General features: G+C 61.8%; 21 protein-coding genes. 4 read left to right on the top strand and 17 right to left on the bottom strand.

Going from position 1 to position 21,198, the window contains the following annotated elements; genetic code table 11:
* Positions 1-2: 2 nt before the first annotated feature.
* The 11 genes from VFO93_RS13285 to VFO93_RS13235 form a co-directional block, all read right to left on the bottom strand.
* Complete coding sequence (locus VFO93_RS13285) at positions 3-626, bottom strand: OmpH family outer membrane protein (protein WP_325134863.1); 624 nt, start codon at positions 624-626, stop codon at positions 3-5.
* Between the two features lie 55 nt (positions 627-681).
* Complete coding sequence (locus VFO93_RS13280) at positions 682-1,389, bottom strand: OmpH family outer membrane protein (protein ID WP_325134862.1); 708 nt, start codon at positions 1,387-1,389, stop codon at positions 682-684.
* 140 nt (positions 1,390-1,529) lie between these two features.
* Positions 1,530-4,043, bottom strand: coding sequence for an outer membrane protein assembly factor BamA (gene bamA / locus VFO93_RS13275; RefSeq protein WP_325134861.1), 2,514 nt, complete (start codon positions 4,041-4,043; stop codon positions 1,530-1,532).
* 16 nt (positions 4,044-4,059) lie between these two features.
* Complete coding sequence (locus VFO93_RS13270) at positions 4,060-4,806, bottom strand: isoprenyl transferase (protein ID WP_325134860.1); 747 nt, start codon at positions 4,804-4,806, stop codon at positions 4,060-4,062.
* Between the two features lie 96 nt (positions 4,807-4,902).
* Positions 4,903-5,667, bottom strand: a complete 765-nt coding sequence (locus tag VFO93_RS13265) for a DUF6089 family protein (protein WP_325134859.1) — start codon at positions 5,665-5,667, stop codon at positions 4,903-4,905.
* A 42-nt stretch (positions 5,668-5,709) separates the two neighbouring features.
* On the bottom strand, positions 5,710-6,603 hold the full coding sequence (locus tag VFO93_RS13260) for a DUF6089 family protein (protein WP_325134858.1): 894 nt from the start codon (positions 6,601-6,603) through the stop codon (positions 5,710-5,712).
* 132 nt (positions 6,604-6,735) lie between these two features.
* On the bottom strand, positions 6,736-7,638 hold the full coding sequence (locus VFO93_RS13255; RefSeq protein ID WP_325134857.1) for an NAD kinase: 903 nt from the start codon (positions 7,636-7,638) through the stop codon (positions 6,736-6,738).
* Between the two features lie 31 nt (positions 7,639-7,669).
* On the bottom strand, positions 7,670-9,181 hold the full coding sequence (locus tag VFO93_RS13250) for a POTRA domain-containing protein (RefSeq protein ID WP_325134856.1): 1,512 nt from the start codon (positions 9,179-9,181) through the stop codon (positions 7,670-7,672).
* 57 nt (positions 9,182-9,238) lie between these two features.
* Positions 9,239-9,916: a CBS domain-containing protein gene (locus tag VFO93_RS13245; RefSeq protein WP_325134855.1), complete on the bottom strand. Its 678-nt coding sequence runs from the start codon at positions 9,914-9,916 to the stop codon at positions 9,239-9,241.
* Positions 9,917-10,036: 120 nt separating this feature from the next.
* On the bottom strand, positions 10,037-10,843 hold the full coding sequence (locus VFO93_RS13240; protein WP_325134854.1) for an alpha/beta fold hydrolase: 807 nt from the start codon (positions 10,841-10,843) through the stop codon (positions 10,037-10,039).
* A 29-nt stretch (positions 10,844-10,872) separates the two neighbouring features.
* Positions 10,873-11,478: an aminodeoxychorismate/anthranilate synthase component II gene (locus tag VFO93_RS13235; protein ID WP_325134853.1), complete on the bottom strand. Its 606-nt coding sequence runs from the start codon at positions 11,476-11,478 to the stop codon at positions 10,873-10,875.
* A gap of 291 nt (positions 11,479-11,769) precedes the next feature.
* Between VFO93_RS13235 and VFO93_RS13230 the strand changes: the two genes are divergently transcribed.
* Positions 11,770-12,969, top strand: a complete 1,200-nt coding sequence (locus tag VFO93_RS13230) for an MFS transporter (RefSeq protein WP_325134852.1) — start codon at positions 11,770-11,772, stop codon at positions 12,967-12,969.
* Here the strand turns inward: VFO93_RS13230 and VFO93_RS13225 are convergent.
* Both VFO93_RS13225 and VFO93_RS13220 read right to left on the bottom strand, forming a co-directional pair.
* Positions 12,962-13,483: a CvpA family protein gene (locus VFO93_RS13225; protein ID WP_325134851.1), complete on the bottom strand. Its 522-nt coding sequence runs from the start codon at positions 13,481-13,483 to the stop codon at positions 12,962-12,964. The genes VFO93_RS13230 and VFO93_RS13225 overlap by 8 nt on opposite strands.
* Before the next feature lie 99 nt (positions 13,484-13,582).
* A complete protein-coding gene (locus VFO93_RS13220) occupies positions 13,583-14,047 on the bottom strand; it encodes a GatB/YqeY domain-containing protein (protein WP_325134850.1) in 465 nt (154 codons plus the stop codon).
* 270 nt (positions 14,048-14,317) lie between these two features.
* Here VFO93_RS13220 and VFO93_RS13215 point away from each other — a divergent pair, with 270 nt between their 5' ends.
* From VFO93_RS13215 to VFO93_RS13205, 3 genes are all read left to right on the top strand, one after another.
* Complete coding sequence (locus VFO93_RS13215) at positions 14,318-15,034, top strand: pyridoxine 5'-phosphate synthase (protein ID WP_325134849.1); 717 nt, start codon at positions 14,318-14,320, stop codon at positions 15,032-15,034.
* Between the two features lie 153 nt (positions 15,035-15,187).
* Positions 15,188-15,592, top strand: a complete 405-nt coding sequence (locus VFO93_RS13210) for a BlaI/MecI/CopY family transcriptional regulator (RefSeq protein ID WP_325134848.1) — start codon at positions 15,188-15,190, stop codon at positions 15,590-15,592.
* 89 nt (positions 15,593-15,681) lie between these two features.
* The gene (locus VFO93_RS13205) at positions 15,682-16,704 is read left to right on the top strand and encodes a hypothetical protein (protein WP_325134847.1); all 1,023 of its coding nucleotides are present in this window, start codon (positions 15,682-15,684) and stop codon (positions 16,702-16,704) included.
* Positions 16,705-16,793: 89 nt separating this feature from the next.
* Here the strand turns inward: VFO93_RS13205 and VFO93_RS13200 are convergent, their stop codons facing one another.
* From VFO93_RS13200 to VFO93_RS13185, 4 genes are all read right to left on the bottom strand, one after another.
* Entirely contained in the window at positions 16,794-17,171 is a 378-nt protein-coding gene (locus VFO93_RS13200) for a hypothetical protein (protein ID WP_325134846.1), read from the bottom strand.
* A gap of 64 nt (positions 17,172-17,235) precedes the next feature.
* Positions 17,236-17,730, bottom strand: coding sequence for a hypothetical protein (locus VFO93_RS13195; protein WP_325134845.1), 495 nt, complete (start codon positions 17,728-17,730; stop codon positions 17,236-17,238).
* Positions 17,731-17,772: 42 nt separating this feature from the next.
* Positions 17,773-19,143: an OmpA family protein gene (locus VFO93_RS13190; protein ID WP_325134844.1), complete on the bottom strand. Its 1,371-nt coding sequence runs from the start codon at positions 19,141-19,143 to the stop codon at positions 17,773-17,775.
* 352 nt (positions 19,144-19,495) lie between these two features.
* Positions 19,496-21,067, bottom strand: a complete 1,572-nt coding sequence (locus VFO93_RS13185; RefSeq protein WP_325134843.1) for a DHA2 family efflux MFS transporter permease subunit — start codon at positions 21,065-21,067, stop codon at positions 19,496-19,498.
* Positions 21,068-21,198: the final 131 nt, after the last annotated feature.

Here is a 21,198-nt window from a genome sequence, read left to right as displayed (position 1 = left end):
AATTATTTCTTCTTGGGCGCAGCTTTCGCCGGCGACGTAGCCGGAATGGCCGGCGTAGCGGGCTTGGCATCGGGCGTGGGGGCCGGGGCGGTGGGCGTAATGCCCATCTTCTTCAGAATCAAATCCGAAATATCGCCTTCCTTGGGGCCGTGCAGCAGGATGGGGCTCGAGCCAGCATCCGAGTTCAGCACGTAGCTGTAGCCGCTCTCGTTGGCCACGAGGTCGATGTTTTTCTGAATCTTGTCGAGCACCGGGCTCAGCAGCTGCTGCTGCTTCTGCTGGAGCGACTGTTGGGCGGTTTGCGAGAACTCTTGCAGGCCCTGTTGCAGGGTTTGCAGCTCTTTCTCTTTATCACGCTTCACCACGTCGGTCATGGTAGCAGCGGCAGCCTGGTAAGCTTTCAGCTTGGTATCAAATTCAGTTTGCTTGCTCTTCAGCTGAGCTTCGAGCTGGGCGCTGTAAGTCTTCAGGTCCGACTCAATCTGCTTGCGCTCGGGCATCTGGCTCAGCACGTACTCTACGCTGGTGTAGCCGATTTTGAGCGGAGCCTGGGCGTGCGCGGCGGGGGCAAAAAATGAGCCGACAACGAGCAGCGCGGCGGCGAAGGTCAGGTGAAGAGTTTTCACTTGGAGAATGCGGAAATTCAAGGTTCTAAAAAAGTTAAAGGCAAAGGTAAGAATTTTAATCCTTCTTTTGGATTGCATCGACGGGCCGCTTCTCGCTGGCTCCGTTGGCCCGCATGGGCTGACTAAGCTGTTGGGTCGGCGTGCCCGAGTCGGTGGGGAAGCGGGGGTCGGCGCTGGCGGCCGGGGTTTTGGGCGGGGCCACGGTTTTCACCGAGCCCTTGGGGCCGGGCTGGTTGCGGTCGGGCGAGGCCAAGCCCAGTTCTTCGAGCACGTACTCGGTGTAATCGAAGGTAGGGTTGGTGTAAATCATGGTGAGGTCACTGGCCTTGTCGAGCACGATGTCCAGCTTTTTGGCCTTCACCATCTTCTCCACCGCCTCAAATATCTTGTCCTGCACCGGCTTGTTGAGCTCGGCCCGCTTCTTGAAAAGCTGGCCTTCGTAGCCGAACTGCTTGGTCTGGTACGCCTTGATTTCCTGCTCTTTCTTGAGAATTTCGTCCTGACGCTTTTTCTTCATCGGCTCGGTCAGTACCACTTCCTCATTCTGGTAGTTGCGGTACATCTTATCCAAGTCCTTTTTGAGGGCTTCGATTTCCTTCTGCCAGGTGTCGGACAGCTTGTTGAGCTCGACCTGCGCCTGCGCGTACTCGGGCATCTTGCCCATGATAAACTCGGTGTCGATGTACCCCAGCCGCTGGGCCTGGGCCGTGGGTGCGGCCGCCAGCAGCCCGAGCAACGCGATTGCAGAGAAAATTCGTTTCATACCGTAGGGTGAGCTGGCTCCTTGCCAAGTCCGTGCCAGACGCGCAATAACGCTACGCCGGCCGCAATATTTCAACTGCCCGCCGCCTGCCAACTGAAATGGGCCAGCCAAACGTTCCCGCTGGCTGGCCCACCCAAGGCTTAGCGAATCTGCTGGCCGATGATGAAGTGGAAGTGGTTGAAGTCCTGCGCCGTAGTAGTACGCTCAAGCGGCGTTACCGTATCGAAGGCGCGGCCGTAATCGAAGCCCAGCAAACCGAAGGCCGACATGAAGATGCGCGCCCCGAAGCCGGCCGAGCGATACAGCTTATAAGGGTTGTACTGCTGATACGAGTTGAAGGCGTTGCCAGCTTCCGCAAAGCCCAGCACGTACACCGTAGCAGCCGGGTTGAGGCTGACGGGGTAGCGCAGTTCCATCACGTACTTGTTGTACGCCAAGCCGCCGCTCTGCCCCTGCTGGGCCGTCGGGATGGCAAATGCCGCGTTGGGGTCGTCGTAGCCGCGCAGGCCGATGTATTCGGTACCTACCAGGAACGAGCCGCCACCACCGTAGCCCAGGCCCGCGCCACCCATCTTGAAGCGCTCGAACGGCCCCACGTTGCGCCCACCATACGAGCCGATGAAGCCGAAGTGCGCCCGCGTGTTCAGCACCAGCTTGCCCACGATGGGCGTAAACCACGAGGCGTCGAACATCCACTTGTGCAGCTCTATCCACTGGCTTTCGTCGGGGTGCGCGCCCGGAAACACCGAGTAGGGCGGCGTGGCCGACAGCGACAGCGATAGCGACGAGCCACGGCGGGTATAGGTCGGGTTGTCGATGCTATTACGAGCCAGCGTAGTATTGATGGTCAGGTTGTTGAACGTGCCCGTGCCCGCGCCCGCAATCAGCGTGTAGTTCTGCGTCTGGTACTGGCTATACGAGATGGAGTTGCTGAGCGTAAAGTAGTCATCCGGCACGCGCAACTGGCGGCCTAGGCCCACCGTCACGGTGTTTACCTTGATGAAGCTACCCGTGTTCACGTCGAACGCGCCCCCGTAGGACAAGCGGTTTACGCTGCGGTTTAAGCTCACGCTGAGCGAGTTTTGCCGGCGCCCGCCCAGCCACGGCTCCGTAAAGCTGAGCGAATACGCCTGGTACTGGAAGCCGTTGGCTTGCACGTTGAGGGCCAGGCGCTGGCCGTCGCCGCCGGGCACCGGCGTCCAGTTGTGCCAGTCGCCGGCCTTGCGCAGCGAGAAGTTATTGAATACCAGACCCACCGTGCCGATAAAGCCGGCGTAGCCGCCCCAGCCGCCCGACAGCGTAATCTGGTCGGAAGGCTTCTCGACCACCGTGTAGTTGATGTCCACGGTGCCGTCGTTCTGGTTGGGCACCGGGTTGATGCCGATTTTCTCGGGGTCGAAGTAGCCGAGCGTAGCAATCTCGCGCTGCGAGCGGATGAGCAGCTCGCGATTGAACTTGTCGCCGGGCAGCGTGCGCAGCGTGCGGCGCAGCACGTGGTCGCTGGTTTTGGTATTGCCCGTAATGTTGATGTCTTTCACCCGCGCCTGCACGCCCTCCGAGATGCGCATCTCGATGTCGATGGAGTCGCCTTGCACCTTGGTTTCCACCGGGTCAATCTGGAAGAACAGGTAGCCGTCGTTCATGTAGAGCGAGGTCACGTCCTGCCCGGTCGGGTTGTAGCTCAGGCGCTTATCCAGCGTTTCCTTGCTGTAAGGCGTCCCCTTTTTGATGCCCAGCACCGAGCTCAGCGTCTTGCTGTCGTAGAGATAGTTACCCGTCCAGCTGATATTGCGGAAGTAGTATTTCGGGCCGGCGTCTACCTTAATGGTCAGCGCCAAGCCTTTATCATCGCGCACCAGTGTATCCGATACGATGGTGGCGTCGCGGTAGCCTTCGTTGTTGTAGAAGTCAACCAGCTTTTTCTTATCTTCTTCGTACTCAGAGCGCTGGAATTTGCCAGGCGTCAAGAACTTATACGGCTTGCGGGCCTTGGTTTTCTTGAACTGCTTGCGCAGCTTGCTATCCTTGAAGGCCTTGTCGCCGGTGAAGGTAATGTCGTGAATGCGAACCTTGCTACCCTTATCGACATCGATTTTCAGGGCCACGCTGTTCGACAAGGTAGAGTCGGCTACCTGGCGAATCACTACCTTGGTATCCAGGAATCCCTTGTTAACGTAGAACTTACGCACCTGCGAGCGGGTGTTCGACAGCAGCGCGTCGGTAACGACCTTGCCGCGGATAAGCTTGATTTTCTTTTCCAGGTCTTCCGACTGTCCTTTGCTGATGCCCGTGAAGTTGAACTTCGACAGGCGGGGCCGCTCACGCACGCTGAAATCAAGGAAAATCTTGTCGCCCTCGGTGCGCGCGATGCTCACCGACACGTCGGCCAGGATGCCCTGGTTCCAGATTTTGCGAATAGCCTTGCCGATTTCCTCACCCGGAATGGTAATCTGGTCGCCAATGCGCAAACCCGACAGCCCAATCAGCGTATTGGGGTCAGTGGACTTGGCACCGCTCACCGTGATGCCGCCCAGCGTATACTTGCGGGGTTCTTCAGCCGTGCTGGCACCTTGCTGGGCGTGGGCAGGCGCGGCCACCAGGGCGGTAGCCAGCAGCAGCAAGCCAAGCAGCGTGCTACGTAAGTAATTGCGCATCAATATAATAACTAAATCAGGATACGGTCAGTTGTTCACTGGTTTTGCCAAAGCGGCGCTCGCGCTGCTGGTAGGCTACCAAGGCATCGCGGAGGTGGCTGCGCCGAAAATCGGGCCACAGCACAGGGGTGATGTATAACTCGGTGTAAGCCAGCTGCCACAGCAAAAAGTTGCTGATGCGCTGCTCGCCGCTGGTGCGAATCAGCAGCTCGGGGTCGGGCATCCCGGCCGTGGCCAGGTAGCCCGTCACCGTGGCCTCAGTCACAGCCTCGGGCTGGAGGCGGCCGGCAGCCACGTCAGCCGCGAGCCGGCGGCTGGCCTGGGTTAGGTCCCAGCGGCCGCTGTAGCTCAGGGCCAGCACCAGCGTCATGCGGGTGCCGCCTTTGGTTATCTCGATGGCCTCGGCCAGCTCGCGCTGGCACTTGCCGGGCAGCGTGGCCAGGTCGCCGATGGCTTGCAGGCGCACGCTGTTTTTGAGCAGCGTCGGGGTTTCGTTGCGGATGGTATGCACCAGCAATTGCATCAACGCCGTTACTTCCAAAGCTGGGCGGTTCCAGTTTTCGGTCGAGAAGGCGTATAGCGTTAAGTATTTTATTCCTAGCTCGGCAGCTTCCTCCACTGTGTCGCGCACCGCCGTAATGGCGCTTTGGTGCCCAAACACGCGCAGGCCGCCCCGCTGCTTGGCCCAGCGCCCGTTACCATCCATGATAACGGCGAGGTGGGCAGGAATATTAGAGAGGTCAATTTCGGACCGTTCGGCCATCGTTGCGGTTTGCGTATAAGAGGCCGCAAGTTACGCAAAGGGTTGCAGATGGGCCGGCAAAATCCCGGCCTGGCCCGCTCGGGCCGCCCGCCGCGCCTACTCTAGCAAGCCCTTATTACGGCCGTAGGGCATGGGGCAGCGGATTTTGTAAAAAGTGTACGACAAGCTGATACCGTTGTAATAGTACCAGTCCTTATCGTGCGGGTTCACGTACAGCGGGTCTTGGTCGCCGAGGTGGTCGAGCTGGTCGGTAAAGGTTTTGCGCACGCCCATCTCCACGCCCAGATTCAGGTGCTGGCTCAAGGCGATTTTCAGGCCAGCCCCGGCCGGAATGGCCAAACTCACCTTTGCTCCCCGCCGGTTGAAATCGGGCTGCAACGCCGTATTCTGGCTTTCGACGGTGGTGTTCAAGTAGAAGCCCGCCACGCCCCCAAACAAGTAAGGCGACACATGCACCCGGTGCTGGTCGCTGCGCTGGTGGTAGTCCAGAAAATTATACTCCGCCACGGCCGCCAGCTCTAGCACGCTGCCGCGCAAACTCACCTGCCGGTAGCCCTGCAAGGGCGGCACGCCGCCGTTCACGCCTTCCACGTTAACATCGTTGGCCCGCAACCCACCAAAGGTCAGCCCGCCGCGCAGCGTAATCGGGGCCGAAATATCGCGTCGGTAAAAGACGGTCACCGCCGGGCGGTTGTTTTGCCACTGGTACTGCGGCGACACCTCGCCCTTGTAGTTGGTGCCGCCCACGCCAATGCCGAGCTCGCTCGTGTTCTGCGCCCGTGCCGGGGCCGCGCCCAAAAACGAACTCCCCGCCAGCACCAGGCCAGCGAGGAGTAGGGATGAATGCCAGTGTTTGGTCATTCAGCAAATATAAGCTTCGGCTAGCAAGCCAGCCGCTCTGCCCTAGCGGAATTTGGGGTTCTTGATGCGGGGCGTCAGGATGTAGTTGAGCGAGAAGCCGGTAACGGTGTACCAGTCGGTCTTGCCCTGGCCACGCTTGGCCCCGGGCCGGAAGCCAGCGCCCAAGCCCGTCGAGGTGTTGGTGATACCCTGGCCGCCCGAGCCACCGGCAAAACCACCGAAGTACTGCGCATCCGGGCTTTTGCTCGACAGGTCGGCGTAGTTGTCCTTCACGTCGTCGATGTAGCCGGTGAAGGTTTTACGCAGGCCGATTTCAAACGAGGCATCCAGGTTGCGGTTGATGCGGTAGCGCACGCCCGCGCCGAACGGAATGGCAAGGCTGATGTTGCTGTAGCTTTTGCCTTCGGTTTGCAGGGGTTGCAGGTCTACGTAGCTACCAGCCTGGTTTTTGCCCTGCGGGTTGTAGTAGAAGCCCGCCAGGCCACCAAACAGGTAGGGCACGAAGTCAGGGCGCTTGAGGTAGTTGTTGCGGTTTTCGATGAGGTCCACTACCATCACGGCCGAAGCTTCGGCGATGTTAGTGCGGAAGTTCATGTTGCGGGTGTAGCGGAAACGCGCGTTTACGTCGTCGCGGTTGGCGTTGTCGCCATCCTCGGCCGTTACCTGCCCATACGACAAGCCAAAGCGGCCCGACACGCGCGGAAAGAAGCGGTGCGTGATGCTCACGCCCACGTTCCAGCGAGTATCGGCAAACTTGAAGGACGCGAAGTTGGGGTTCGGGTTCAAGTCCCCGAAATAGTTCATCGCGTTCAGGTTGACCCCGATGGAGGTGTACTGCTTACGCTTGCTAAACTGCTGGGCATCTGCCTGCTGCGTCGAGCCGAGCAGGGCAAGCCCCGCTAGTAGGGCCGTTGAGTAGGTGGAAAACTTGGTCATAAGGCGTAGAGGGAGATAGGCAGGTCTAAAAAGTCTTCTATATAAATTATTCGGACGTAATTCGTAACGAAGACAAAAGTAAGCACTAAAAGGAACTAAAAAAACTGAATTCGGTTATTTTAAAGTTTCTTCCTATTTGGTAGTCAGTACCGAACCGGGGTTGCGGCGGTCAAGCCCCCAGTTGAGCTTATTGCGCAAAGTGCTTAAAAAATTAACGTGATTGAGCTTTACCAAGCGCGCGTTGAATTTTTCGCGGCGCACGGCCATCTGCACGGTTGCTTCGACGGGCATCGAGCGTGAGTCGAGTGCCAGCAGGTAGCTGGTGCCCCGGCCTTCTATTTCAAAAGAAATTACGCTTTGGTCCGACACCACGAGGGGGCGCACATTCAGATTGTGGGGGCATACGGGCGCGATGATAAAATTGTTGGTTTGGGGCAGCATTACCGGGCCGCCGCAGCTGAGCGAGTAGCCCGTCGAGCCGGTGGGCGTGGACACGATGAGGCCGTCGGCCCAGTACGAATTCAGGTATTCGCCGTCGATGTACGTGTGCACGGCTATCATCGAGGAGCTGTCGCGCTTAAGAATACTGAACTCGTTGAGCCCGAAGTTGAGCGCACCAAATACGTCAGGGTCAGTGTCTACGCGCAGCAGGCTGCGCTCTTCCAGCGTAAAGTGGCCTTTGTAGAGCGCCTCGATGGCCTGCGGAATGTAGCTGGGCGGCGTGGGGGCCAAGAAGCCCAGCCGGCCGGTATTGATGCCCAGAATGGGTAGCTGCAAGGCCCCGACGTAGGTCACGGTATCAAGCAGCGTGCCGTCGCCCCCGATGCTGAGCACGTACTGCACCCCGCGCAGCGAGTCGCCCCGCCGAAAGGTGCGGCTGCCCTCGGGCAGGCGCAGGCCGCGCTGCTCAAGCACCGCGCGAAAAGATTCCACAATCAGCACCTGCGCCTGGCGCGCGCCCAGCTCGTCGAGCAGCGTTTGGATAAACGGGGCCGCCGCTTCGTCAAAAGGCTTGCCCAGAATGGCGAATCTCATACTAAAAACATAACAGCCTGGCTTTCAGCGGCTAGATGGGAAATGACGACCGGATAAAAAAGCCCGTTTGCGCCTGGGCCGTGCGCGAAACTTCAAAGCAAAATACCCGGTCGTAGTACGTTACGACGTGCAGGCCCACGCCGGCCGAAGCCAACAGCCGGCCCGGCAATTGGTTGGAGGGCTGCTCGGGCCGGCCCAGGCGGCCCCCGGCCAGCCCGGCATCGGCAAAAATATTGACGTAGAGCGCCAGCGGCAGGGTGTTGATTTTGGGGTTGTCGATAAACGGAATGCGCAGCGGCGGCGGTGCCCAGGCCCGGTAGCTGAGGCCCTGCTGCACGAGGCCGTAGGCGCGGCCCTCCACCACGTAGGCATCGTAGCCGCGCACCAGCGCGTCGTAGCCCAAGGCCCGCGAGTCGGGGTAGGCGTAGCGGTTGGCCAGCAGCCGCGCCTGCCCCCACAGCCCCAGGGCGTAGTAAAAGCCACGGCCCAGGCTGGCGTACTGCGCGTAGCGCAGGCGCGCGGTGGCGTAGGCCGGGGCCGAGGCGCTACCATCCAGAAACTGCCGGAAGGCCAGGCCCGCCTGCATAAACCGCCCGGTGAGCGGGTAGGCGAAGGTATTGCGCTGGTTGTTAGTAGATATCAGGCTGATTTCAGCGTACTTGCGCGCCGTGCTACCCAGAAAATAATCGGGGTTGAGCTGAAAAATCGCGTCGCTGATAAGCTCGCGGTGAAACGACACGTCGATGGCCGTGATGAACTGCACGGTGTGCCGCAGCCGCAGCCCACCCGACACGTAAAAGCGCTGAATCGGAAAGGCGTCTTCCTCGGGCGCGGGCAGCGGCGTGGGCCGGTCATTCTCCGTGATGTAATCGAGATTGCGGCTTTGGTAGTACGAGATGCCGAAGCCCACGCCTACCCGGCGGCGGCGGCCAAAGCCGGGCGCTTCGTAGAACAGCTCGTACTTGCGGTTGAAGCCCAGCTGAAGGTTGGCGGTGAGCTGCTCGGCGCGGCCCCGGAAGTTGGTGTGCACCACGTGCAGGCCGTAGTCGAGGCGCTGCCAGCGGTCGGGGCGCTGCCACCAGCGCTGAAAGTTGGGGTCGGCGATGGAAAAGATGGGCGTGGGAATGACGTACCAGCGCTCCTGCACATTAAACAGCACGATAACCTGGCCCCGGCCCGTGCAGCTGGCCTGCACCAGCACGGCGTGGAAAAGCTGCAAATTGTAGAGCCGGCGGCGGTTGGCTTCGAGGCGGGCGCGCAGGTCGGCCACGTCGAGCGAGTCGCCCTCCCGAAAATTAAGTTCAGCGCGCAGCGTGCGCTCGCGGGTGCGGTCGTTGCCGACGAACAGGAGGCCCATCACCCGCACCCGCGCCGCGCCGGGGCAGGCGCTGACGCGCACCAGCGTATCGGTGGGCACTACCACCGGGGGCAGCGCGGCCGGCCGGGCTTCCTCACTGAGGCGCAGCAAGCTATCGGGCGGGGCGGCGGGCAGCGGCGTTTGGGCCAGCGCGGGCGCGGCGGCCAGCAGCAGCCAGCCCAGCAACGCTCCTAAAAAACGACAAATCAAAAGCGGCCGGGCCAGGACATTCACCCCGCAAAGTTAGACGCTGAGGTAGCGCAGCAGCGCGTCGAAGCGGTCCTGCTCGTCTTCGCTTACGGCGGCCGTGCCGCTAAACTGCGCCGACACCATGTAGCCAAACCGCTCCAGCGTGGCCGTGATGCGGGCCAGGTTGTCGGTATTGAGGCGCAGGGTGAGGCGAATGCGGTAGGGGTCGTGCTCGTCGTTCACGACGTGGGCCGAGAGGATTTTGGCGTTGTTCTCCTCCACGTAGCGGCTTATCTGCGACAGTGAGTAGTCGCGCTCCTCCATCGTGAGCACTAGGATGCTACCCTGCCCCGCCGGGCCGGGCACCGGGCCAAAGGCGGCGAGCGCGTCGCTCACCGTCACTACGCCCGCGTATTCCTGCTGCTCGTCGAGCACGGGCACGAGCTGAATGCGGTTTTGAATGGCCAGCTCCATCACCCGAAAGAAATGCTGGTCGTGCTGCACGTGCGTATCGGCATAGCGTAGCGGCAGCTCGGCCAACTGGGTATCCGGGTTTTCGTAGTCGGCGAGGTCGTTTTCGGTAATCAAACCCCGGTAGCTTTTGCCGGCTAGTACGGGCAGTTGCCCCACGTGAAACTCCTCCAGCCACCGCGCAGCCTTGGCCGTAGTGTCGGTGCTTTTGAGGGGCGGAATCATCTGGTTCAGTAGGTCTTCGGCAAGCAGGGCAGACATAGCGATGCAGACTAAAAAGGCGGAAAGGACGGCCCTACTCCTGCGAGTAGGACTACAATACCCAGGGAAAGGTTGCCCCAAAATGACAAAAACCACGCCGATACCCGGCGGATGGCTAGTTTAGGCGGCCGAAGTAGCCACGGCGCTCGCCGGCTGCCAATCGACTGAGCCTGAGCGGTCCAGAAACGGCGCCAGACATCGATTGAAGGCCAGCGGGCGCTCCATCATGGGGGCATGGCCGCAGTGGTCGAGAAAGCGCAGCGTAGCCTGCGGCAGCAGGCGCGCAAAGTCGTGCGCCACCGACGGCGGGGTTATCGTGTCGTTCAGGCCCCAGATGAGCAGCGTAGGCACCGCGATGCGGTGCAGCTCGCGAGCCAGGTTGTGGCGCTGCGCCGAGCGCGCGATGCTAATCATGCGCAGGCACTTGGCATTGGAGTTGGTGACGGCAAACACCTCATCGACCAGCTCCTTGGTGGCCACGGCCGGGTCGTAAAAAGTGTAGCCCACCCGCTCGCGCACGAAGTCGTAGTCGCCGCGCTTGGGAAACGAGCCGCCCATGCCGTCCTCAAACAGCCCACTGCTGCCCGTGAGCACCAGCTGGCTTACGCGGCCGGGGTTGTGCAGGGTGTACACCAGCGCAATGTGGCCGCCCAGCGAGTTGCCCAGCACCGTGAAGGTGGTGGGCAACTTGAGTTTATCCACAAAGTTTTCCACATACTGTTGCAAACCCGGCACCGTGGCTTGCAGCAGCGGCATATCGTACACGGGCAGCACCGGAATGATGACGCGGTAGCGCGGCGAAAACTCGGCCACTACGTCTTCCCAATTGCTGAGCGCGCCAAACAAACCGTGGAGCAGCAGCAACACCGGCCCCTGGCCTTCGTCGACGTACTCGAACCCGTGCTGATGCTGGCGGCGCAGTTCCACGTGTGGCTGGTTTGGGGGAGGTAAGGAGGTTAAGCAGTCACAACCGGGGCGACCGGCGCAATGTTACAACAGCGCATCCAATTGCGCAGCCAGGCCAGGCCGTGGGTGGTGAGCAGCGCCTCGGGGTGAAACTGCACGCCGTAGAGTGGCAGCGTGGCGTGGCGCAGGGCCATGAGCTCGCGGTCGGCATCGGCGGTGTGGGCCAGCGGCACCAGCGCAACCGGCAAGGTATTGGTTTCCAAAGCCAGCGAGTGGTAGCGCGTCACGGGCTGGCGGCGGGGCAGGCCGGCTAGCCAGGGGTCGTCGCCGAGCAATTCTATTTCGGATACCTTGCCGTGCATGGGCCGGGCCGAGCGCCGCAGCCGCGCCCCAAAAAATTCGCCCAGCGCCTGCTGACCCAGGCATACGCCCAGCATGGGCACCCGCTGGTGATACTCTTCGATAACGCTCATCAGGTTGCCCGCCGTGGCCGGCGCGCCGGGGCCGGGCGACAGCACGATGCCCTGCACGTCTAGCTGGCGTAGCTCGGCCAGGGGCACGTCGTTGCGGCGCACCGCTACCTCGGCCCCGGCCTGGTGCAGGTAGTCGGCGAGGGTGTAGGTGAAGGAGTCGAAGTTGTCGAGCAGTAAAAGCACGCGGCAAAATAAAGGGCGTCTGCCTCAGTAGGTCAGGCCACGGTTGAACAGGTAGTCAGGTGAGCCGGCAACTCAATTCGCTTCGGCGAGTTAGTGCTACGCGGCAGTTTGGGCAGGCGCAGCTTCAGGCGCGGGCTGGGTTCACCATAAATCAAAGCATCACGCCGGCCGAGCCGTAGCGCGAACTTTGTAGTTCGCGTCCGTTCAGATGCTCGCCAACGAACGCGAACTACAAAGTTCGCGCTACGGCCCGCCCTCAAAACGATTTTCTATCCAGTTTTCGTATCCTTTGTGAAAAAGCATTTCTTACCATTGGCGCTCGGCGGCCTGGCCATCGGCACCACCGAATTTGTGATGATGGGGCTGCTGCCCAATATCGCGGCCGATTTTCGCGTGACCATTCCGCAGGCGGGCTACGCCATCTCGGCCTACGCGCTGGGGGTAGTCATTGGCGCGCCGCTGCTGGTGCTGGGCAGCCGCCGCATGGCCCCCAAAACCACGCTCATGGGCCTGATGGGCTTGTTTGCGCTATTCAATCTGCTATCCGCTTTCGCGCCTAACAATGGCACTTTGTTCGCGGCGCGGCTGCTGGCCGGGCTGCCGCACGGGGCGTTTTTTGGGGTGGGCTCGGTGGTGGCGAGCCGGCTGGCGCAGCCCGGCAAGCAGGCGCAGGCCATCGCGAGTATGTTCAGCGGCCTCACCGTGGCCAACGTGGTGATGGTACCGCTGGCGACTTATCTGGGGGCGGCGTTTTCGTGGCGCGTGGCACTGGGCGGCGTGGGCGGGCTGGGGCTGGCCACGATGGCAACCATCCTGTGGCTTTTGCCCGCGCTGCCGCCCACCCCTACCCCACCGCTGTGCACCGAGCTGGCGCTGCTGGGGCGGCGCACTACCTGGCTCATCATGCTGCTCACGGCCATCGGCACGGGCGGGCTGTTTTGCTGGATTAGCTACATCGCGCCGCTTTTGACGCGGGTTTCGGGCTTCACGCCCGGCCAGGTGCCCTACCTGCTGGCCGTATCCGGCCTGGGCATGGTGGCCGGCAACGCCCTCGGCGGCTACCTCGCCGACCGCCTCGCACCCGCCCGCGCCTGCCTGCTACTACTGCTGGCCATGGTGGGCACGCTGCTGCTCCTATACTGGCTGGCGCCCTACCAGGTGCCCACGGTGCTGCTCACGTTTGCGGCGGGCTGCTTTGCGCTGGCCGTGGCCGCGCCCATTCAGCTCCTAATGATTCGCTCGGCCGAAGGGGCCGAAATGCTGGGCGCGGCTTTCACGCAGGCGGCCTTCAATATGGGCAACGCGCTGGGGGCCTACCTCGGCGGGCTGCCGCTGGCGGCGGGCTTCGGCTACACCTCGCCCGAGCTGGTGGGCGCGGCCATGGCGCTGGGCGGCGTGGGCTTTGCGGTGCTGCTCTTGCGCGACCGGGCGGCGCAGCCGCCCGTGCCGGAGGCGGAGCCGGTAGCCGAACTAGCTGCCCCGCTTACATAACGGCTTTCAGCCGAAGCCATAAATCTTGGGCGAAGGGCAGCACATAGCCCGCAAGCTGCAAGGCCAGCGGGGTGGCTTTCTGCACCCAAGGCAGCACCACCGAGCCGGCCGTGAGGCCGGGCGTCAGCACGGTGAGGCCCGCCAGCGCCGTGCCGCGCAGCAGCAAACTCAAACCCAGCAGCCATTTGAGGGCCCCGGCCACGCCGCCCAGCAGGTAGTCGAGCACACCCAGCGGCGTGAGGTGCACGGCCTGCTTCACCAGCCCACCCAGCACATGCACGCCCCACATAATGGCCACCAGCACCAGCAGAAACGAGGCCAGCGGTAGCAGCCCCCACAGCTCGCCCACGTAGGAGCGCACCACCGGCACGGCCGCGCTTAATAAGCTCAGCCCACCCACCACGCCCAGCACAAACGCCAGCAGCGACACCGCCTCCAGCACCAGCCCGCGCCGGTAGCCTTTGACGATGCCCACGGCCAGCGGCAGCAGGAGTAAGATGTCGAGCGGGGTCACGTTGTTGAGTTATGAATTATGAGTTTTGAGTTATGAGTTTTAGCTGTGGAAACTACGAAACAGTAACTCAAGACTCAAAACTCATAATTCATAACTCAATTAAAAGTCCGTGTTGTTCAGCAGCATGTTCACTACTTCCGAGATGCGCTTGCCGTCGGCCTGGCCGCTGAGCTCGCGGGCGGCTACGCCCATCACCTTGCCCAGGTCGGAGGGGCCTTTGGCACCCGTGCGCTGAATGATGCCTACGAGCTTCTCCACCAGCTCGCCTTCGGTAAGCTGCTGGGGTAGAAACTCTTCGATGATGGCCAGCTCGGCCAGCTCTACTTCTTCGAGGTCCGAGCGAAACTGTTCCTTATAAGTAGCGGCCGATTCGCGGCGCTGCTTGGCAGCTTTGTTGAGGAGCTTCAGCTCCTGGTCGGCGCTGAGGCCGCTGGCACTGGCACCTTCGGCGGTTTCGGCCAGCAAAATCTGCGATTTGACGCTGCGCAGGGCCGTAAGGCGTACTTTGTCTTTGGCCAGCATGGCCTGCTTGATGTGGGCGTCGATGGTTTCTTTGAGAGCCATTAGAAAGAAAGAGGTGAGAAAGTGAAAATGCCTACTAAACGGCCGCCAGCTAAAACCGGCCAGCCGCCGGCCGGGTTGGCAGCAACGTAATTCGCCCAAAACAACGAAACTCTGCCCGCCCTGGCCGAAGAGCAAATGTACCTTGCGCCACCCACGCGCCTCAAGCGCCTACCCAATACCCACCCCCAACCTCCACAAGCCTAGTCAGCCCGGCGAAGCCGGGAGTATCCGTTAAATCCTAAAAATCCGTTTGAATCTGCGGTCTTGTCTATGGTTAAGTTAAGTGTCAACATCAACAAGATAGCCACCCTGCGCAACGCCCGCGGCCTGCACGCGCGGCCCGACCTACTGCAAGCCGCCCGCGACATCGAGCGCTTTGGGGCCGAGGGCATTACGGTGCATCCGCGCCCCGATGAGCGCCACATTCGCTACCAGGACGTGCGCGATTTGAAAGGCATCGTCACCACTGAGCTGAATGTAGAAGGCAACCCCACGCCCGACTTCGTGGCGCTGTGCCGCGAGGTGCGCCCCGAGCAAGTAACGCTGGTGCCCGACGCGCCCGACGCCATCACCTCCAACGCCGGCTGGGACGTGGTGACGCACCAGGATTTTCTACGCCGCGTAGTGGCCGAGCTCAAAAGCTACGGCGCGCGCGTCAGCATCTTCCTCGACCCCGACCCCACCCTGGTGGCCGCCGCAGCCAGCACCGGCACCGACCGCATCGAGCTTTACACCGAGGCCTACGCCCGGCACTACGCCCACGACCGCGCCGCCGCCGTGGCCCCCTACCGCGCCACCGCCGAGGCGGCCGTGGCCGCCGGCCTTGGCTTGAATGCCGGCCACGATTTGGACCTCGAAAACCTGGCCTACCTGGCGCAGGAGCTGCCCGGCTTGCAGGAGGTCAGCATTGGCCACGCGCTGGTGGCCGACGCGCTGTACCTGGGGCTCGAAAACGTAGTGCAGCTGTACAAGCGCCAGCTGCGGTAATCACATCGCACGCAAAATCAGCCTTTTAATCACCAAGCGGCTTTGTACTACTATGATTTTAGTTATATAACTAAAATCATAGTAGTACAAAGCCGCTTGGTATCTTTGCGATTAGCCGGTTTCTAGGCGCAAGTTATTCGGTATTTCGCTCTCATGGATTTTTCTCTCACCGAACTCACTCGCGCCGAAGAACAGGTGATGCTGGTGCTGTGGCAGCGCGGCCCCAGCTTCGTGAAAGAGGTGCGGGCGGCGCTGCCGGCCGCGCCGCCACTGGCTTATACCACCGTGTCTACCCTCATCCGGCTGCTCGAGCAGAAGGGCTTCGTGCAGCACGAGGCCTTTGGGCGCACGCATCGCTATGCGCCGCTGGTAGCGCAGGATGTGTACCGTGCCTACTTGCTGCGCAAGCTGGTGGGTAGCTACTTCGAAGGCTCTTTTGGTGGGCTACTGAATTTTCACGTTCGCACGGCGGGGCTCGATGCGGCGCAGCTGGGCCAGCTTGTGGGCCAGGCGTATCAGCAATTGGCGCCGGCCGCCGCTGCCGGGCCAGAAAAGTAAAATCGGCCTGAAAACTGCTAGTAGGCCGCCCCAACGCGCCATTATCTTTGCGGGTAACGCTTTTTTTACCAACTATCAGTTCAGGCTTCGTGCTCTTTACTTCCAAACCCAGCATTGTGCTAGGCACGCTGGGCCTGCTGGCTTCGCTGGCCACCTGCCAAAACCACTCGGGCCAGGGCGAAACCGCCACCGCCGACTCCTTGGCCACTAGCAAGCCAGCTTCGGTGGACCCCGCCGCTACCAAGCGCCTGCTGGCCGCCCGGCGCGACTCGCTGCGGGCCGACAGCATCGCCCGCAAAACCGGGCAGCTACCGGGGGCCATCTTGCCGGGGCACCGCATCGTGGCGTTCTATGGCAACATTCGCTCGAAGGGCATGGGCATCTTGGGGCGCGTGCCCAAAGACTCGATGATGCGGCAGTTTGACCGCGTGCTGAAGGAGTGGCAGGACGCCGACCCCAGCCTGCCCGTGATGCCGTGCTTTCATAGCGTCACCATCACGGCGCAGGCCGCCGCCGGGGCCGATAAGAAATACCGGCTGATGAACTCGGCCTCGACCATTGAGGAAACCCGCGCCTGGGCCAAAGAGAAAAACGCCCTGCTGTTCCTGGACGTGCAGGTGGGCCTCAGCGACCTCGAGCACGAGCTGCCCAAGCTGACGGAGTACCTGAAAGACCCGACCATTCACCTGGGCATCGACCCCGAGTTTGCGATGATAACCAAGAAGGTGCGCCCGGGCAAGAAAATCGGCACCTACGACGCCAAGGACATCAACTACGCCATCGATTTCCTGGCCCGCATCGTGACCGAAAACCACTTGCCGCCCAAGATGCTGATGGTTCACCGCTTTACCAAGGGCATGGTAACCAACTATAAAGACATCAAGCTCGACCCGCGCGTGCAGGTGATTATGGACATGGATGGCTGGGGCAACCCTACCCTCAAAAAGGATTCGTACAAGGCCTACATCACCAAGGAGCCCGTGCAGTACGCCGGCTTCAAGCTCTTCTACGAGTACGACCCCAAGCAGAAGCCCCACCACATGATGACCCCGGCCGAGGTGCTCGACACCGCCAATCTCAAGCCCACGCCGCTCTACGTGCAGTACCAGTAGGCAGGCTTTTTGGCTAAAGCCACCATAAAAAAGCCGCCTTCCCGACGTGGGAAGGCGGCTTTTTTGTAAGTAGCCTCAGCAGGCGCGGCCTACTTCAGCAGGTCGCTCTGGGCGCGCAGCACCTCGCGGGCGATGGCCAGGTTGGTATCGCGCGAATTCACTACCAGGTAGATAAACTTCTTGCCTTCGCCCACCAGCTTGATGAGGTGCAGCTGGGTAGTGAGCGTGATGAGGATATCGTCCATGGCTTCGCCTTGCAGCTTGAGGGCCGCCATGGCCTTCTGCTTTTGCTTCACCACTTCGGTGTTGTAGGCAGCGGCCGTGTCGGGGTTGATGCCCGAGTTGGAGTGCGAGGCCAGGCTCATGCCCGAGCTGATGTCGACCACGGCGATGGCCAGCAGGCCGGGCAGGTCGTTGAGGATATTTTGAACGGCTTGGCCGGCGGGCGTGGAGGTAGAGTATGCCATTGGAGGTAATAAATAAAAAATGGTGGAATGAAAAAAAGAAAAATAAAAATTTGAAAAATACGTGTTAATCAATAGCTTGTAGCACGGCCCGCGCGAGGGCGGGGTTGGTATCCTGAGCGCGCACGGCCAGGTAGAGCAGCCACCCGGCCTGGGGCAGCACCCGCAGCAGGTGCAGCTGGTGGCGCAGCGTCACCACGATATCGGCCAGCTGCTCGGTATCGGCGAGGTGCAGCGCCGCGAGGCCCAGATTGAGCTGGCGCACTATTTCGGCGTTGGTGGCGGCTTCTTCCACGGCCCCGCCGCTGTGGCCGGCCCACTGCCCGGCCAGAATTTTGCCGCTCGCGGCCTCTACCACGGCCACCGTGAGAAAGGCGGGCAGCTCCTGCCCCACGCGGCGCACCAGCTCCTCGGCCTGGGCCTGGGCCTGCGCACTCGGCGCCGCCGCAGCGGGCGGGGCGGCCGCCGGTGCCGCAGCTACTACCCCAGCGGTGGTAGGCTCGGCGGCGGCCGGCGCGGGCTGGCTACGCTTGCGAAAAGACAGGGTGGAAAGAAGTCCCATAGAGTGCGGCGGGCGGGTTGGGTATCCGGCGAGGGCTAAAATTTAGTTTGACAATCTACTTATCTTCAGCGTAATACCTTGCAAAGAAGCTTGCTTTTCGGCCGAGTCGTTGTCGCCGGGCAGTTCGGTCGAGAGCATGCCCTGCGCCTGGAGGCGGTCGGCCGCGATGCCCTGCTTCACCAGCTCGTCCACGGCCAGGTTGGCGCGCTGCAAGCCCAGGCGCATGGCCTGGGCCTCGTGGTTGTTGGCGTGGCCCACCACCACGAGGCGCGCCTTCGGAAATGTTTTGAGCAAGCTGGCAATGCTGCCGAGCTGCTGCGCGCCTTCGGCCCCGAGGCGGGCCTGGCCCAGGTCGAAGCTCAGGCGGTCGACGGCAATGTCGGCGGGCCGGGGCAGGCTGGGGTGCGCCAGCCGCTTATACAGCAGGCTTTCGGTCGAGTTGATGCCCACCGTGAGGGTAGCGCGGTTTACGAGCTTGATAATCAAGGGTTGGCTTTCGCCCTTGGGGTAGCGCCCGGTGGCTACGTTGAACTTGCCACCTACCTGCCGGGCCATGCCGGCATTGCCCACGGTGTCGCGCAGCCCGGCCGATGCCAGGGCGGCTGCCGCAGCCTTGGCCACCGGCTTGGCGGGGGTAGCGGCCAGGGCCGGCATAGCGGCCGCCGGCGCTTCGGCGGCGGGCGCGGGCGCAGCGGTGGCCTCGGGAGTTGGGGCAGCGGGCTGCGCGGCGGGGGCTGGGGCGGCTTCGGCAACTTCGGCGGCCGGGGCCGGGGCAGCGGCGGGTGGCGTAGCGCTGGTGGCGGGGCTCAGCAGGAGGTAAGCCCCTACCAGCCCAGCCACTACCACCGTGCCCCCTACCGACAGCGCGGCCATTTTGGCCTTGCCCGCCGATGCGGCCGGGTGAGTAGGCGGCGGCGCTGGGGCCTCGGGCCGGGCGGGCGCGGCCGGCACCACTGTGGGCGCTTGCTGCGCGGCCAGCCAGCTACCCAGCTGCTCGGGCGTGAGGCCGGCGTGGCTGGCGTGCTCGCCCACCAGGGCCAGCACCACGATGGTGAGGTAGCCCAGCAGCGTGCCGGCCTGCGCGGGCTGGCCGGCGGCTTCGGCCAGCGCGGCCACTTGCTTGCTGCCCAGCATTTTCTGGCTGAGGTAGCGGCGGCGGTCGGGCCAGCCCATATCGGTGCGTAGCAGCTCGGCGGGCTCCGTCAGCAGCTGGCTGAGGTAGAGCTGCCGGCACATATCCCAGCGCGCATTCAGCTCATCGAGGTCGGTGGGTGCTGCCAGCTGCCGCACCAGCGCCGGCACGGCCGCCGCTGCCGTGGCCCGGCCGGCGGCCGGGGGCAGCGCCGAGGCGGCGGCCAGCTGCCCCAGCAGCTCGTCGGTAAGGTAGCGGTTGATAGTGGCAAACAAGCCCATGATAAAATAGCAGACTAGCAGGCGGAGGTATAAAGCAACTGGCGGGGTAGCCTATTGGGTGGCCGGCGCGGGTAGGTGGCGGCGGCCAATGCAAAACGTATAATCAGGTAATAATCTGGCAGCCCTTGCGAGCACTTATCTAAAGGAAGTACAAATTAACTAAATAATTCCTGATTAATCTTACGCTAGCTGCTAAAATCTTCCCGAACCTCGCTGAACAAGCGCTTTAACGCTCTTAACAGCCTATTAATACTTTTTTTGCCGTTCAGGCAATCCTAAAAAAAGCCCCCGGCGCGGGAGATGCGCCGGGGGCTTTGGCCTAATTTATTATTGAAATAATGATACTATCTAGTTAGTGAGCGGCATTCATATCTATCTTCTCGCCGGGCTTGTTGCGCTTCACCAGCAGGATGAGCGGCACGCAGGAGATGAAGAAGATGCCCAGCGCGTAGAAAATTTGGGTGTAGGTGATGAGCGACACCTGCTTCATGAGCGTGCCGTCGAGGGCGGCGTAGGCGGCCTGCCGGGCCTGGTCGAGGGCGAGGCCCTTGTTGATAAAGCCCTGGGTGAAGGCTTGCAGGCGCTGCACGGTTTCGGGGTTGTAGAGCGAGATGTTGGGCAGCAGGGCCACGCGGTTGTTCTGGACACTGCGCTCGAGGTAGGTGCCCACGATGGCCACGCCAAACGAGCCGCCGAGCTGGCGAATCATGCCGGTGAGGCCGGCGGCCTGCCCGGCGTCGCGGCCTTGCAGGCCGGCGAGGCTCATGGTAGTGATGGGCATGAAAATCAAACCCAACCCTACGCCGCGCACGATGAGCGGCCAGAAGAAGTCGTGCTCGCCGGCGGTAGGCGAGATGCGGCTACCCATCCAGAAGGTGAAGGCGAAGAAGATGGCGAAGCCCACCGGCAGCATGGCCTTTTGGGGCACGCCGGCCATGAGCATCCGACCCACGATGGGCATCATAAAGCCCGAGGCCAGCGCGCCGGGGAGTAGTATCCAGCCGGTTTGCTCGGCCGAGAAGCCCAGAATGCGCTGCGTGAAAATGGGGAACACGAACACCGAGGCAAACAGCCCGAAGCCCAGCACGAACGACAGGAACGCGCCCACCGCCAGGTTGCGGCTCTTGGCCAGTACGCGCAAATCCACAATTGGGGCCTTGGCCGTGAGTTCGCGCCACAAAAAGCCCACGAGGCCGATAACCGAGAGCGCCGTGAATAGCCGGATGCTAATGTCGTCGAACCAGTCGTTGGTTTCGCCCTGCTCCAGCACGTACTGCAGCGAGCCCACGCCCAAAATCAGCAGGAAAATGCCGGCCCAGTCGATTTCGCGCAGCGGACGGGGAATGGCGTTTTTGATGCGCTCGGGGTCGCGGATAAATAGCAGCGTGAAGATGCTGGCCAGGATGCCCACCGGCACGTTGACGTAGAAAATCCAGGGCCAGGAATGATGCTCCACGATGTAGCCGCCCAGCGTGGGGCCGATGGTGGGCCCGATAATCACGCCCATGCCAAACAAGGCCTGCCCCAGCGGCAGCTGCTTGGGCGGGAAGGTATCAATCAGAATAGCCTGCGAGGTAGCCATGAGTGCGCCGCCGCCCACGCCTTGAATGAAGCGGAAAATAACCAGCTCGGACAACGAGGTGCTTTGCCCGCAGGCCATTGAGGCCAGGGTGAACAGGATGACCGAGGCGAGGTAGTAGTTTTTGCGCCCGAACTGCTCGGCCAAAAAGCCGGTCATCGGAATCACAATCACGTTGGCGATGGCGTAGGAGGCGATAACCCAGCTTACTTCCTGCTGCGTGGCCGAGAGGTTGCCCATCATCTGGGTCAGGGCCACGTTCACGATACTGGTATCGATAAGCTCTAGCAGACAGCAGAATACCACCGTCACGACGATAATCCACTTGCGGAATCCAGTTTCCATATGGTAAGGATAAAGGAATTAATTGGTTAGGATAGTGGTAAAAAAGGCCGTCATGCTGAGCGGAGCGCAGCGAAGTCGAAGCAACTCTAACGCTTCATTGCTAGCGGATAGAGTTAGTTAACCGATAGAGA

The sequence above is a fragment of the Hymenobacter sp. genome (assembly GCF_035709525.1).
Taxonomy (GTDB): Bacteria; Bacteroidota; Bacteroidia; order Cytophagales; family Hymenobacteraceae; genus Hymenobacter.
The sequence above is the reverse complement of the archived record's forward strand: the minus strand, read 5'-3'. Positions and strand labels throughout refer to the sequence as shown.